The 13,068-nt window shown below is 34.8% G+C and carries 19 protein-coding genes and 1 pseudogene; 17 read left to right on the top strand and 3 right to left on the bottom strand.

What is annotated here, in order from left to right; genetic code table 11:
- Positions 1-4: 4 nt before the first annotated feature.
- From IGI47_RS12680 to IGI47_RS12670, 3 genes are read right to left on the bottom strand one after another with little or no spacing between them, the layout of a single operon-like run.
- The gene (locus IGI47_RS12680) at positions 5-316 is read right to left on the bottom strand and encodes a hypothetical protein (RefSeq protein WP_002333277.1); all 312 of its coding nucleotides are present in this window, start codon (positions 314-316) and stop codon (positions 5-7) included.
- 53 nt (positions 317-369) lie between these two features.
- A complete protein-coding gene (locus IGI47_RS12675) occupies positions 370-765 on the bottom strand; it encodes an ImmA/IrrE family metallo-endopeptidase (RefSeq protein ID WP_002321996.1) in 396 nt (131 codons plus the stop codon).
- Between the two features lie 35 nt (positions 766-800).
- Positions 801-1,148: a helix-turn-helix domain-containing protein gene (locus IGI47_RS12670; RefSeq protein ID WP_047937696.1), complete on the bottom strand. Its 348-nt coding sequence runs from the start codon at positions 1,146-1,148 to the stop codon at positions 801-803.
- Between the two features lie 298 nt (positions 1,149-1,446).
- Here IGI47_RS12670 and IGI47_RS12665 point away from each other — a divergent pair, with 298 nt between their 5' ends.
- From IGI47_RS12665 to IGI47_RS12585, 17 genes and pseudogenes are all read left to right on the top strand, one after another.
- Positions 1,447-2,190, top strand: a complete 744-nt coding sequence (locus IGI47_RS12665) for a Rha family transcriptional regulator (protein ID WP_047937697.1) — start codon at positions 1,447-1,449, stop codon at positions 2,188-2,190.
- 12 nt (positions 2,191-2,202) lie between these two features.
- Positions 2,203-2,421 carry an XRE family transcriptional regulator gene (locus IGI47_RS12660; RefSeq protein WP_438784377.1) on the top strand — a complete coding sequence of 73 codons (219 nt, stop codon included), beginning with the start codon at positions 2,203-2,205 and terminating at the stop codon, positions 2,419-2,421.
- A gap of 23 nt (positions 2,422-2,444) precedes the next feature.
- Positions 2,445-2,870, top strand: a pseudogene (locus tag IGI47_RS12655) (phage antirepressor KilAC domain-containing protein); the annotation flags it as partial.
- Positions 2,871-2,974: 104 nt separating this feature from the next.
- Entirely contained in the window at positions 2,975-3,391 is a 417-nt protein-coding gene (locus IGI47_RS12650; protein WP_438784466.1) for an ArpU family phage packaging/lysis transcriptional regulator, read from the top strand.
- Between the two features lie 601 nt (positions 3,392-3,992).
- Positions 3,993-4,073, top strand: a complete 81-nt coding sequence (locus tag IGI47_RS12645) for a putative holin-like toxin (RefSeq protein ID WP_146897398.1) — start codon at positions 3,993-3,995, stop codon at positions 4,071-4,073.
- 198 nt (positions 4,074-4,271) lie between these two features.
- Positions 4,272-4,616 carry an HNH endonuclease gene (locus tag IGI47_RS12640; RefSeq protein ID WP_438784376.1) on the top strand — a complete coding sequence of 115 codons (345 nt, stop codon included), beginning with the start codon at positions 4,272-4,274 and terminating at the stop codon, positions 4,614-4,616.
- Positions 4,617-4,620: 4 nt separating this feature from the next.
- Complete coding sequence (locus IGI47_RS12635; protein ID WP_438784375.1) at positions 4,621-4,902, top strand: hypothetical protein; 282 nt, start codon at positions 4,621-4,623, stop codon at positions 4,900-4,902.
- Between the two features lie 101 nt (positions 4,903-5,003).
- The gene (locus IGI47_RS12630) at positions 5,004-5,318 is read left to right on the top strand and encodes a P27 family phage terminase small subunit (protein WP_002286538.1); all 315 of its coding nucleotides are present in this window, start codon (positions 5,004-5,006) and stop codon (positions 5,316-5,318) included.
- Entirely contained in the window at positions 5,296-6,990 is a 1,695-nt protein-coding gene (locus IGI47_RS12625) for a terminase TerL endonuclease subunit (RefSeq protein ID WP_438784374.1), read from the top strand. Before IGI47_RS12630 ends, IGI47_RS12625 begins: the two co-directional genes overlap by 23 nt.
- A 19-nt stretch (positions 6,991-7,009) precedes the next feature.
- A complete protein-coding gene (locus tag IGI47_RS12620; protein ID WP_151026973.1) occupies positions 7,010-8,185 on the top strand; it encodes a phage portal protein in 1,176 nt (391 codons plus the stop codon).
- Positions 8,151-8,837 (top strand): head maturation protease, ClpP-related, encoded by a 687-nt coding sequence (locus IGI47_RS12615; protein ID WP_438784373.1) that lies wholly within the window; start codon positions 8,151-8,153, stop codon positions 8,835-8,837. The genes IGI47_RS12620 and IGI47_RS12615 overlap by 35 nt, the downstream gene beginning before the upstream one ends.
- The gene (locus tag IGI47_RS12610) at positions 8,837-10,009 is read left to right on the top strand and encodes a phage major capsid protein (RefSeq protein ID WP_438784372.1); all 1,173 of its coding nucleotides are present in this window, start codon (positions 8,837-8,839) and stop codon (positions 10,007-10,009) included. Before IGI47_RS12615 ends, IGI47_RS12610 begins: the two co-directional genes overlap by 1 nt.
- Positions 10,010-10,018: 9 nt before the next feature.
- Positions 10,019-10,894 (top strand): hypothetical protein, encoded by an 876-nt coding sequence (locus IGI47_RS12605; protein ID WP_438784371.1) that lies wholly within the window; start codon positions 10,019-10,021, stop codon positions 10,892-10,894.
- Positions 10,891-11,202 carry a hypothetical protein gene (locus IGI47_RS12600; protein WP_002343576.1) on the top strand — a complete coding sequence of 104 codons (312 nt, stop codon included), beginning with the start codon at positions 10,891-10,893 and terminating at the stop codon, positions 11,200-11,202. Before IGI47_RS12605 ends, IGI47_RS12600 begins: the two co-directional genes overlap by 4 nt.
- Positions 11,192-11,545 carry a phage head closure protein gene (locus tag IGI47_RS12595; RefSeq protein ID WP_024635620.1) on the top strand — a complete coding sequence of 118 codons (354 nt, stop codon included), beginning with the start codon at positions 11,192-11,194 and terminating at the stop codon, positions 11,543-11,545. The genes IGI47_RS12600 and IGI47_RS12595 overlap by 11 nt, the downstream gene beginning before the upstream one ends.
- A complete protein-coding gene (locus tag IGI47_RS12590; protein ID WP_438784465.1) occupies positions 11,535-11,921 on the top strand; it encodes a hypothetical protein in 387 nt (128 codons plus the stop codon). The genes IGI47_RS12595 and IGI47_RS12590 overlap by 11 nt, the downstream gene beginning before the upstream one ends.
- Positions 11,922-11,931: 10 nt before the next feature.
- The gene (locus tag IGI47_RS12585) at positions 11,932-13,038 is read left to right on the top strand and encodes a hypothetical protein (RefSeq protein ID WP_438784370.1); all 1,107 of its coding nucleotides are present in this window, start codon (positions 11,932-11,934) and stop codon (positions 13,036-13,038) included.
- Positions 13,039-13,068 lie beyond the last annotated feature (30 nt).

The following is a 13,068-nucleotide window of genomic DNA, read 5'->3' as shown; positions in this document are numbered from 1 at the left end:
ACCCCTATTCAAATTCTAATTCTGCCATGCTATCATTGAAAAATTCGATCAGTCCTTGTTCCTCTATAAATTCAAGCCATATTTCCCTCCCGTTAATTAATGGAACTCCTTTTTCTTTACGAATTGTTTGATACAAGTTAGTCACGACTTGTTTCCACATTTCTAATACAGCTTTATCTATTTTCTTATCATCCCAGCGTTTTTTTGGGGGTCTATTTTTGTTTTTTTCAATTTGATAATTAGTAGCTTTGATGATAAATGTTTCGTATCCGGTTGTGTTTTTTTCTAACCATTCTTTGAATTCTGTATATATCATTTTTGTTCACCTTTCTATTTTTGAACGTATGTTCTTTTTTTGCTTAAAAAATTTTAGAGGGCTGCATAACAATAGATGCGAGCTTTTAATAATTCTTTCACAAGTGGTTCGAAGCGAACGCTTAAATTATTATCTTCTATAAATTTCATGTAATTGATATTGTGTGGTTCTAATTCAGACTTTGCAATATATCTATCTAATAATTTTTCAATCATGAAGCGATCAGCCTCATATTCCATTTTTGAATGTAGAGAGAATGCTAAGTTATATAAAAAATAATTATCATGATGTTTAGAAGCGTGTCCTAATTCATGTAATAAGGTTCTTTGTCTTCTATACTTAGATAAATTAGCTTTTATTACTATGGTATTCATACAAGCAACATAATGACCATCGGCATCAAGGTTTTCACGCTCTTCTACCTTAACGCCGAGTTCATTAATTATCATTTCAATTTGACTGTCCAAATGACTCACCTACTTATTTAGTTATCTTTTTTCTCTAAATATGCTTCAATCATAGCTGATAGTATTTCCCTATCATTATCGGTGAGCGGTTTTCCGTCGCTACTCATAACAGATGCTAAAGCTTCTTCCACGGTTAGTTTTCTTTCCTCTGGTGCAACTCCTATGTTGGGATCATCTGTGCGTCCTAACAAATAATCAGTTGAGACATTAAAATAGTCAGCAACTGCATTTAGTTTATCAATGGATGGCTTACTTTTTTTCCACGCGTAAAGTGAATTTTTACTAAAATTAAGTTTTTCTTCCAATTCGACAATAGATATTTTGCGTTTATCTGCTAACATTTTTACTCTCTCAAATGTTGTCATAATAATGATTCTCCGATCATGCCTAAAACACATCTTAAAAACTTTGTAGATAATCGTTGACATCTACAAAACTTTATAATAATATATGTTCGTAAGCTAATTTAATAAGCTAACAAGCAATAAGAAAGACACTTAATAAAGTAAACAAATTCGAGGTCGGGAAACTTAGAATGTTAATTTATAGGGTAATTCTGCGCTTATTTAACTATGCACTTATTCTACAAAACTTTGTAGAAAGTGTCAACAAAATTAGCTAATTTTATTAGCTTACAGAATTTAACAAGGGAGAGATACACATATGACAAACTTAGTAATTATGAAAGATCAACAAGCAGTAACGACTAGTTTGCAAGTAGCGGAGGTGTTCGGGAAAGAACATAAAGTTGTTCTAAAAGCCATCGATGAGCTGAAAGAAGGGGTGGCGGAAAATTCCGCAGACTCATTTGATGGGGTGGCACAAAATTATGCAGACCTATTTTACGAAGATACTTATATTCATCCCCAAAACAAACAAAAATATCGTCAAATAATTATGAATCGTGATGGATTTACATTGCTTGCTATGGGATTTACTGGAAAGAAAGCATTGCAATTTAAATTGCAGTATATAAACGCATTCAATGAGATGGAAAAAACAATAAAAGAAAAATCAGTATCCATTCCAACTACAAAAAGAGGATTGGCACTACTAGCTTTAGAAGCAAGTGAGGAAACTAATCAACGAGTGGATGTCATTGAACAAGAAGTTTTCGATTTAAAAGAAAATCAGCCGTTACCACAAGGTGAATACAGCATTATTTCTTCTCGAATTAATAAAAGAGTGTACGAAGTAGCGGATGCCTACTCAATTAATCGCTCAAATCGTAAAACTATTGGATTACTTTTCAAAGATATAAACAGTGGAGTCAAAAAGATTTCAGGTGTAGGAGCACGGACTCAACTGAGAGCCAAACACTACGAAAAGGTGATGGACTTTATTAATAGTTGGGAACCATCTAGTGTAACGAAATTCGAATTAAGACAAACAAGAATGGATGTTTAGGAGGAGTTAGTTATGTCGCAGGACTTCATTTTAAAAGTACGTGTGGCGTTAGCTACGCATGACAAGAGTCAAGCTTGGTTAGCTGAACAGCTTGATATTTCAACAGCTTACATGTCGGATATTATGAATGGACGTAGAAAGCCAGATAAACAAATCAAGCCAATTGAGGCAGTACTAGCAGAATTAGAAAAGGAGAAAAATTATGCAAATAACAATTCCAGGTGTGATTAATTTCAAAAATAAGTATCAAATCAAATCCTGATTTACTAATTGAGGTAGCAACTAAGCTGAAAGAAGAACGAACCAAGCGATTGATAGCTGAACAAAAGGTAGCGGAGTACGAGCCTAAAATTACTTATCTTGATACGATTCTCGCTTCGAAAGATACAGTCAGTACTTCTCAAATTGCGGCAGATTATGGTATGTCAGCTATCCAGCTAAACAAATTACTACATCAATTAGGCGTACAACGTAAGGTTAGTGGTCAGTGGTTGCTTTATAAGAAGCATATGAATTGCGGTTACACAAAATCACATACAAGTGAAATCAAGCAATCTGACGGCACGGTTAAAATAGTTATGAGTACGAAGTGGACACAAAAAGGCAGATTATTTATTTACAACTTATTGAAAGATGAAGGACATTATCCCCAAATGGACCTATGGGATAACGTTTCCTAAAAAAGAATATAAAAATAGACAGCCAGTAATTGGCTGTCATTACATAAAAGGGTAATTGTTTAGAAGCTTCTCTAATTATAACACAAAAGGAGCGTTTTTGCTTGATGAATTTATTACGAGAAGTCAATTTCAAACAAACAAGAGATAATGCTAGAAGTGTTTTAAAGAATTTTAGACGTTTAGAGCGCATAGCAGGTCGCTCTTTGGTAGATATTAAATCACCAGTTATAACAGATATGCCCAAAGTTCCTAGTCATGGAAAAAGAGCAGAAGATGCCATGATCCAATTAGCAGATGCTGAAATAGAACGAAATGCGATTCTAGGAGCTTTAATGGCACTTAGTTTGATTAGCCGACAGATACTTTATTATAGTTTCTGCGACGTTGAAAAGCATTCAAATTATGAAATCGGTCAATTGATTTGCGGTTACGGAGAGAAAAATGTAGAGAAATTAAAATCCAATGCACTAATTGAATTTGCAGAAGCGTATAAAAAAGGATCGTTGATTGCTTATCTATAATTTTTAGGGTTTTTATAGGGATTTTGTAGGGAAAGTGTAGGGTTTTTGAACGATTTAACGTGATATTATGATAGTGTCGAAAGATTAGGAAACAGGACTTCGACAAATAAACGAAGGGAGGAAATCTCCCTCATCGGGTTATTAAACTTCTTCTTGATAGACAGCAGTAGACAATAAAAATAAAGGATGTGAACTCAACTCCTCCTAAATCTTTGTTGTTTATCAGCTACTGTTGTCTATCTATTAATTATGTCGTTGTGGCGGAAAGGGTAGACGCTAAGCATGCGTGCTAGGTCAATGCTTCGGCAACTATGCAAGGTTCGATTCCTTGCCAGCGACTTTGGGAGGACTTATTTACACCGGACAGTGTGATAAGTATCTGACCCAAAAAGCATAAATAGCAACTGAGGATGTGGAATTGAGGGTTTGAGGTGGTTCGCTAGGCGGACGTGTAGGTTGCGTACATAGAAATAAGGCTAGCAAACCCGCTAACCTTGTTTTATAATATGTATTGTAGAAAAGTGAAAAGATGGTGGCAATCCATTCTAGGAGGTGATGCTTATGTATGTAGGTATCAAATCTAGAGAAAGGAGAGCCTGAATTGTCAGTATTTGAGGCGCTACAGCTAATGATTGCTTTTGCGATGTTAGTTTTAGCTATCAAAGATGGCAATAAAAAATAAACCATCTTTCGCTTGGGCAAGCAAGATGGTTTAAACAAAAAAACTATCAAAAGCCACCGTCTTTTTAACGGTTCTACATTGGAGGCGTGTTTCCAGCACGTCTCTTTTTCTATCTCTATTATATCATGTGAAAATAGAAAATCAATCCAGATCACTCGCTGAGTGGTCTTTTTATTTTACATAAAGGGAGGCGAGTCCATGACTGAGGAATTCTATAGATGGCTATTACAATTGATAAGAGAAGATCGTTTGGTTAAGTTCTATCAGTCTCCTAAATGGCGCAGACTCAGAGAGAAAGCGATGAAACGAGATCACTATGAATGTCAAGAGTGTAGACGGCTAGGTAAGTATCATAGAGTAGAGAACGTTCATCATATAAAGGAAGTCAAGGATAGACCTGACTTAGCTTTAGATTTAGATAATCTTATGTGTTTATGTGTTGAACATCATAATGAAGTTCATGGTAGATATCTTACAGCGTTGGACAAACAAGAGAAGAAGATAGAAAGCTTTGCTAACTTCGATGCAAGTGAAAGGTGGTAAGTGCATGATCATCAATGACAATGGCAGAGAGTATGACACAGAAAAGATTGAAGAGTATTCATCTTATACACAAGGATTGATTAAACGTTTGATATACGTTCGCTATGTGGGGATCAGGGATCTGTTATCAGATAACTGTTGCAACAAATACAAAGTGAATCAACTAAGAGAAGCATTGAATAAAGATAATAACGTTGAAAGAATAAAAAAAGTTTTTGGATATGGCATAGAAGAGATTAATTATTACATTGACTTGGCTGAAGCTTTTATTCCGATGGTCAGATAACCCCCCTTAAAATAAATCGCAATTTTTGGGGGGATGACGAAACGGAGGGGGCTGTCAGGAAAAGAGATTTTTCTGAACTTTATCATGAAAGGAGGGCTAAAATGTTTAAAAACGAATTGTCTCAAAATCGCTACAGAGAAAAATTACGTCGTTCTTTAATAAGCCAATTGGAAAGTCAGAAAACAAATATTGAGCCATTTTTAGATAATGTTGATCGTTATATCAGTTTATGGGAAACGGCGATATCACTGGAAGAAGATATATCCGAGAACGGCATTAGATTGGAGAATGGTAAAAAGAATGAATCAGTAGCGTTGCTTGTTTCTGTCAACAAACAAATGGGATTGATGTTGGATAAACTTGCCATTACTCCTGAATTGGTAGGTGAAGCAAATGAATCAATTCCTGAGTTATAAGCATATTGAAAAGTGGTTCAAATCTATAGAAGAAGGTACTATCAAGGTATGCAAAGAACAATTATTGCTAAAGAAGTATCTAGAAGAAAGAGTCTTTACTAGAGAAGATATTTACTTCGATAAGCAGATGGTGGAGGATTCAATCAATATACCAGCACAATACTTTCCATTTGAATTAATACCGTGGGAAAAATTTCTACAATGTTTTATTTACGGAATACGATGGAAAAAAGATAAAACATTAGTGTTCAATAGATATCTTTCGTTAATGGGACGTGGTAATGGTAAAACTGGTTTTGCTTCTTGGAACAATTTTTTCTTGCTGACTGCAAAACACGGTATTAAAAATTATGATATTGATATCTATGCCAATAACGAAAGTCAAGCAAAGACTAGTTTTGATGATGTATTAAAAGTAATTAAAGATCATCCTGATTTAGATAAAAAAGTATTTAAAGCTACGAAGGAAGTTATTCAAAATATCGCTACAAATAGCAAGCTTCGTTATAACACGGCAAACGCTAGAACAAAAGATGGTAAGCGACCAGGTGCAAACCGCTTTGATGAAATTCACGAAAATGAAGATTATTCAATGATAAATGTGGCTACTTCTGGTGGTGGTAAAATTCGAGATTATAGAGAATTTTATGATACAACTAATGGTCATGTTCGAGGTGGCCCGCTTGATGACATTATAGAAGAATCAAAAATGATTCTTTCTGGAGAACTTGGGATTGATAAAGAAGGAGCAGAATTTTCTAGTTTATTTCCATTTATTTGTCGCTTGGATAACGATAATGAAGTTGATGATCCCGACATGTGGGAAAAAGCTTGTCCAACTATTAATTACAATGCAGATTTAAAACGGAAAATGTTTCAAGAATACTCTCAAATGCAACGTAATGCAGGTTTAAGACTTACCTTTATGACGAAACGAATGAACAGACCTATGGAAGATACACGTTTTGCCGTAGCTTCATATGATGATGTTCTTCATACGAAAGAAAAAGAATTCCCTGAAAAAATGGATGAAGTGATAGGAACAGTCGATTTTGCTGATAGACGAGATTTTGCTAGCGTTGGGTTGCTAGGGAAATATGATAAAGATGTGTATTTTACACAACATACTTTTATCCACGAATCAGCTCTTCGATTACAAAACATAAAACGAGAGGTTATAGATATTTCTATAGATCAAGGTAAATCACAGATCGTTCATGGGAAAAATATAGAAGCTGATTATATTGTAGGTTGGTTTCTTGAAATGAGTAACAAATATTACATTAAAAAAATCGCTATGGATATGTACCGTGCAAAAATATTGAAGCCCGCTTTAGAAGAAGCAGGTTTTACTGTGGAAATTGTTCGAAGCGGATCTGTTACACATGGCATGTTAAAAGATCTGGTTGATGATCTTTTTATTAATCAACGTTTATATTTTGGCGATGATGCAATTATGCGTTGGTACTGCATGAATGTATATGAAGAACATATTTCTAATGGGAATATACGCTATGAAAAAATAGAACCTGAAACTAGAAAAACGGATGGCTTTTTTTCATTCCTTCATGGTTTGAATTTTTTAGATGATATTTATGATTCTGCTCCTTTAACAGTCACAAATAGCTCAGTAGAAAATACAGGAACTGGATTTACTCCTCTAGTATTCTAACTTGAAAGGAGGTGAGAAAGTGGGGATTTTTCAAAAGGCGGTAGGATACTTCACAAAAAAAGCAACGGTTCCTTTAGAAGAATACTTTTGTAAATTGCAAGTTGATTTTGTGTATCGAAAATTTGCGATTGAAACTTGTATCGATTTGATTGCAAATGCGATGAGTAAAGCGGAATTCAAGTCATATGAAGATGGAAAAAATAAAAAGAATGATCTTTACTATAGGCTGAATGTAGCTCCTAATAAGAAAAATAATGCAACAGAATTTAGAAAAAAACTGATCAGAAGATTAATATTCTACAATGAAGTATTGATTGTTTCTCCGTCTAATAATTCCAGCGAAATATTTATTGCGGATAGTTGGGATGTCACAGAGTATGCATTAAAAGATGATGTGTTTTCTCAAGTGCAAATTAACAATATAGTTCTTGATAGAGAATTTCTAGAAAGCGATGTTATCTATATAAAATACGCAGATCAACAAATTAGGCAACTAGTCGATGCGTATTATCAAGCGTATGGGAAACTCATTTCTAGTGCTATGAATGTTTACAAGCGTTCTAACGCTCGCAGATACGTGCTGAAAGGGAATTTATTTCGATCGCAAGACAATACAACGCAAGATCAAATCAATAAAATGATGACATCACAATTTAAGGCTTTTATGGAAGCTGATAATGCAGGTGCGGTATTTCAATTACAAAATGAGTACACATTAGAAGACTTTAGCGGAAACTTTCAAAGCAATTCAAGAGATATAAAAAACTTAATAGACGACATCTTTGAGATGACGGCAGCAGCTTTTCATGTTCCGAAAAACCTACTAAAGGGAGATATGAGTGGGTTATCGGATCAAGTGGATGCTTTTTTAATGTTCGAAATTATTCCAATTGCTGAACTTATTCAGGATGCGTTTAACGCTAGTCTCTATGAAGCAGAAGAATACTTATCAGGGAATTTTGTACGTGTGGATACAACTATGATCAAGATTACTAGCTTTAATGATTTGGTTGACGCTATTGATGTCGGAATTAGAAATGGGGTATTTACAATCAACGAAGGAAGAGAACGTGTTGGAAATGATCGTTCTGATAAGGCGATGGCAGATGAAATATTTATAACTAAAAACAACCAACAAGTATCGAAAGGAGGTGAGGCGAATGACGACAATGAAAACATTTCTAGCGGTAAATAATGAAGGCACAATACCGCAAATTTTTATTCAGGGATTTATTGGTTCTAGTTGGTTCTTTGAAGGGAATACTGACAAGGGAATCAAAAATATTTTGGATAGTCTAGGTGATCAAGAAGAAATTGAAGTAGTGATTAATTCAAACGGTGGAGACGTATTTCAAGGGATTGCTATTGGGAACTTACTTAAGTCAAATAAAGCAAAAATCAACGTTGTGATTAACGGCTTAGCCGCTAGTGCTGCTTCAATTATCGCAATGGCTGGCGATACTGTAAAAATTTACAACAATGCACAATTGATGATTCACCGCGCTTCCACATACGGAGAAGGAAATGTCGATGATTTCCGCACGATTGCTGACCAACTGGAATCAATTGATAAATCGGTAAAGGCTTCATATAAAACAAGATTCAACGGTACAGATGAAGCATTGCAAGAACTTCTTGAAAAAGAATCGTTTATGGATGCAGAAACAGCTTTGAGTTATGGATTGGTCGATGAAATTATCGATGCAGAAAATAGCGCAGGTACTGAAGTAAAGGAAGAACAAAGTGTTGAAGAAATTTTGAATGAAGTTGAGGAAAAAAGAGTAGAAAAAATTGCTGCATTTACAGCAGCATTAAATAAAACATTTGGACAAGGAGATGCAAAATAATGACAGTTAAAAATTTAAAAGGTGTAACAGCTGCAAGCGACCAATTGATGAAGGCTTTTAAAGATGGTAACGAAGAATCTTTTAGTGCAGCTATGGTAAGCTTATCTAAGGAAATTCAGGATAAAATTTTAGAAGAAGCAACAACAAAAAATCAAGATCAATTAGTATTAATGAACCGTGGTCAGCGGGTGTTAACTACACAAGAAACAAAATTCTATAACGAAGTAGTGAATAACGAAGGTTTTGCAGGGGTCGAAGAATTAGTACCAGCTACTGTATTTGAACGCGTATTTGAAGATCTAGAACAATCTCATCCATTATTGCAAAAAATTACTTTTGTTAACACAACTGGTGTAACAGAATGGATTGTGTCACGTGGAGTCAATCCAGCATGGTGGGGTAAACTTTGCGAAGCTGTTAAAAAAGTTTTAGATAATGGCTTTGACGTAATTAACATGAAGCAGTTCAAGCTATCAGGTTATATTCCTGTATGTAAGGCAATGCTTGACTTGGGTCCAGTATGGTTAGATCGTTATGTCCGTACTGTTTTAGTAGAATCATTGAGAATTGCATTAGAACAAGCAATTGTTGATGGTACTGGTAAAGATATGCCAGTCGGAATGATGCGTGACATGAGCCAACAAACTAGCGGAGAATATGCTGAAAAAACAGCAGAACCTATTACAGCTTTAGATGCTTCAACTATGGGCGGTTTGATGGCACGACTATCAAAATTCAATATCGAAGGCGTAGATGATCCGATTTATCGTAATGTAAATCCTTCTGATGTGGTCCTAATTGTGAATCCAACAGATTACTGGTCTAAAGTTTTCCCAGCTAAAACTGTACTAACTGCTAATGGAGAATATGTACAAGTATTGCCAGTACCAGTTTCAGACTTGCAGTCAACGGCTGTGCCAGAAGGAAAAGCAGTTATTGGGGTAGCTTCAGATTACTTCATGGGTGTAGGATCTACACTAAAAATTGAAGCTTCAGATGAATACCATTTTGTTGAAGACGAACGCATTTATCTAGCTAAACAATATGCAAATGGACAACCTAAGCGTAACGATAGTTTCATTGTGTTAGATATTAGCGCTTTGGGAACTACAACTACAAAACCAACAACCACAACAACCACAACAACCACAACAACTACAACACAAGCGTAGGTGATCAGAATGAAGTATATTCTTTGTCAGCCGGCAATCAATCGGTTTAAATGGGAGCTTGAAGTTTGCTTAACTAATCTGAAGAAACTAGGAATCAAAGATATCGTATTACTTTTCAGCAGACACGATGATCAGATTCCTATTTTTTTTGAGAAGGAATATGGCGTTGAAGTTCATATGTACGATGATCTACGTGACGATAAAGAGTATATTCCTTCGATTAAACCATATTTATGGTGGAAATATTTAGAAGAAGATCATTCGCGTGAAGCCGATAGATATTTCTACATCGATTCGGATGTCATTTTTAATAAAAGAATTAATTTGCGTAAATTGCCTTCTAAAGATGATGTTTGGTATTGTAGCGACTGTTGTAGTTATCTAAGCCTTGATTATATTAGAAGCTGTGAAAACGGAGAAAATATTCTAAAGGATATGGCAAACATTGTAAATGTTACAGTAGAATCTTTGGAAACTATAAACACTAATTCAGGAGGCGCACAGTGGGTTATTAACCGTCCTAAAGCGAATTATTGGAAAAAGGTTTATCTAGATTCTAATCGGCTATATCGCTACCTTAGAGGGCAAAAAACAAATATACAGATTTGGACAGCCGAGATGTGGGCACAGCTTTGGAACATGATGTATTTCAATATTGGTCCTAAAGTTCACGAGGAATTAGACTTTTGTTTTGCTACTGATCCAATAGAAAAAGTTAAAGAAGTAAAAATCTTGCATAATGCTGGTGTAACAACAAATGATGAAGATTTATTTTTCAAAGGGAGATACGTGACTTCCACGCCTTTTGATGAAGATTTATCATTTGTAAACAAGAAAAAATGCTCTTACGCATATGCTAAAGCAATTAAGGCGGTGGTTAGATGACGCCTGAACAAGTAACTGAAGAACTGCTAACAGCTGTGAAGGATAATATTTACGTCACCTGGAACGAAGAAGATGAATCAATTAAAAATATGATAGCTAAAAATGCTGTTTATCTTCAAAGTAAAGTGAGTACAACTCTTTCTTTTTCGTCTGATAGCTTAGAATACGGATTGCTAATCGAAAGATGTAGATATGACTGGAATCGTGCTTTAGATGAGTTTGAGCAGAACTTCGCTAGTGAGTTATTAGGTTTCATTCAACATTATGCGTTACAAGAATATATTGCAGGTGATGGGAATGGCGAGTAATCGTAGACTCGAAGAAACGTTCAACGATGGTTGGTTAAAAATTTTGACGCAAACTACCAAAAGAAATGAATTAGGAAAAAAGATTGGCGTAGAAGATACAGAAATCACTTCTCTAAAATTTAGAAATCTTTCCATGAGAGATAGCGATATAACAGCTATGGATGCGATGGGGTCGAAATTAACTAAGAAAGTAAAGACTCCATTTCATCCAATCGCCAAGAAATTTAATAAAGATCAATATTTTATCGTAATCGATAGTATGCGTTACAACGTTATCTATGCCGATTACGATAATTTTTATATCTATTTTTATCTTGAAAGTGTGGGTGAATATGGTGATTGATAATTCTAAAGAAAAAGAACGTTTAAATAAGCAAATTTCTGCTATCAAAACTTCCTTAGAAGAACATTTTGAGCTCAAACTCTTTCAAGACTCTGTTGGCGAGGATGAGCTTCCTGATGATTTTAATTACTTCATTCTCGAAACAGGAGAAATAGAAATGATCACTGAACCAAAATATAGCGTGGGTCAAAATCTATATCTAACTTTCTATTCAGAAAATAGAGAAGATTTAACAGGAGATTCACTAGATATTATTTCATTGATTCAAAATCGTTCGATTCGTTTTCAGAGAATGGATCCCAACCATTTAAAACTAGAAAATCAAGATCGCTATATCGATCAGTTGGTATTTACGTTTAGACGATTATTGAAGTAATTTATCTGTCATGTACTCTAACAGCGTCGACTTCGGGGACTATGATTATAGTGGAAATCCCAATTTATTTAGAAATATTGACTCAAATAACTGGATTGTTGGGACGGGAGTAACAAAAGGTAGTGAAGAAAATGTGACGACATTCACGCTTTCCGATAGCACTACAAATCCTAATGCTTATGTACAAACAGAAGTACCAATTTTGTCGCCGAATAAAAAATACACGATGAGTACCAAAGTGTTTTTAGATAATCCAGCTTCATCAAATAACTATTTGCTTTACCGCTTAAATAAACAAAGTGATTCTCTTTCTTATTTGCATATAAAGTTAAGTGATTTACCATTAAATGAGTGGGTAGAAGTAGAAACAATGGCAAATCAACATGAAGTATCGTTCGATCCTTCTGAGATAACGAGTGCCTGGTTACAATTACTATTAAATGGCTTTACAGGTACTATCAAAATTAAAAATGAACTTAAAATTGAAGAAGGTGAATCAGCTACACCATACCAGCCCAATCTATTAATTGCGCCTTTTTATCTATCAAAACAAGTAACGGGAGAAAGAATGTACAAATATTTTGGTACAGGAATTAAGGATAGTGACAATCCAAATGACTTTGTCTGGGATTTGACTTCTGAATATATAGAAGCAAATTTTGCTAAGGAAACAGAGGTGGAAACAAATACTAATAATATTGCAATGCTAATTGATGACTTAAGAGTAGTGACGGCGAATGTTGTTTGGATGAAAAATAATACTTATGTTCTAGGGGAATGGCAAGATTTATCACTAACAGAAGGTTATCAAGGAGGAGACGGAACTAGTCCTAAGTATCGAATTGACACAATAGATGGTCATAAAAAACTATCATTTAGAGGTGCGGTAACCACAACAAGTAATACATTGCCTAGTCAAACACAACAACATATTATTTCTACATTGCCAGATGAACTCACCCCTTCTGATACTAAAATGGGCTTAGGGGCAACTAATTCATTGAGTACTTCATGCAGAATAGCTGTCACTAGCGCAGGAAATCTATACGTAGGAAATGACAGTGGCAAAGATGTTAAATATTGTTATTTAGATACATTTTCATATTGGTTAGATTGAAGAAAATAAAATCATTTAGTAGCGTGCTCA

The sequence above is a fragment of the Enterococcus sp. AZ191 genome, assembly GCF_051713845.1.
GTDB lineage: Bacteria > Bacillota > Bacilli > Lactobacillales > Enterococcaceae > Enterococcus_B > Enterococcus_B durans.
This window is presented reverse-complemented; position numbering and strand designations above follow the sequence as displayed.

Bases quoted from the DNA above. Each gene is read 5' to 3' on its own strand.
- IGI47_RS12680 (WP_002333277.1), bottom strand. From the start codon at position 316: ATGATATATACAGAATTCAAAGAATGGTTAGAAAAAAACACAACCGGA.
- IGI47_RS12675 (WP_002321996.1), bottom strand. From the start codon at position 765: ATGATAATTAATGAACTCGGCGTTAAGGTAGAAGAGCGTGAAAACCTT.
- IGI47_RS12670 (WP_047937696.1), bottom strand. From the start codon at position 1,148: ATGACAACATTTGAGAGAGTAAAAATGTTAGCAGATAAACGCAAAATA.
- IGI47_RS12665 (WP_047937697.1), top strand. From the start codon at position 1,447: ATGACAAACTTAGTAATTATGAAAGATCAACAAGCAGTAACGACTAGT.
- IGI47_RS12660 (WP_438784377.1), top strand. From the start codon at position 2,203: ATGTCGCAGGACTTCATTTTAAAAGTACGTGTGGCGTTAGCTACGCAT.
- IGI47_RS12650 (WP_438784466.1), top strand. From the start codon at position 2,975: ATGAATTTATTACGAGAAGTCAATTTCAAACAAACAAGAGATAATGCT.
- IGI47_RS12640 (WP_438784376.1), top strand. From the start codon at position 4,272: ATGACTGAGGAATTCTATAGATGGCTATTACAATTGATAAGAGAAGAT.
- IGI47_RS12635 (WP_438784375.1), top strand. From the start codon at position 4,621: ATGATCATCAATGACAATGGCAGAGAGTATGACACAGAAAAGATTGAA.
- IGI47_RS12630 (WP_002286538.1), top strand. From the start codon at position 5,004: ATGTTTAAAAACGAATTGTCTCAAAATCGCTACAGAGAAAAATTACGT.
- IGI47_RS12625 (WP_438784374.1), top strand. From the start codon at position 5,296: ATGAATCAATTCCTGAGTTATAAGCATATTGAAAAGTGGTTCAAATCT.
- IGI47_RS12615 (WP_438784373.1), top strand. From the start codon at position 8,151: ATGACGACAATGAAAACATTTCTAGCGGTAAATAATGAAGGCACAATA.
- IGI47_RS12610 (WP_438784372.1), top strand. From the start codon at position 8,837: ATGACAGTTAAAAATTTAAAAGGTGTAACAGCTGCAAGCGACCAATTG.
- IGI47_RS12605 (WP_438784371.1), top strand. From the start codon at position 10,019: ATGAAGTATATTCTTTGTCAGCCGGCAATCAATCGGTTTAAATGGGAG.
- IGI47_RS12600 (WP_002343576.1), top strand. From the start codon at position 10,891: ATGACGCCTGAACAAGTAACTGAAGAACTGCTAACAGCTGTGAAGGAT.
- IGI47_RS12595 (WP_024635620.1), top strand. From the start codon at position 11,192: ATGGCGAGTAATCGTAGACTCGAAGAAACGTTCAACGATGGTTGGTTA.
- IGI47_RS12590 (WP_438784465.1), top strand. From the start codon at position 11,535: ATGGTGATTGATAATTCTAAAGAAAAAGAACGTTTAAATAAGCAAATT.
- IGI47_RS12585 (WP_438784370.1), top strand. From the start codon at position 11,932: ATGTACTCTAACAGCGTCGACTTCGGGGACTATGATTATAGTGGAAAT.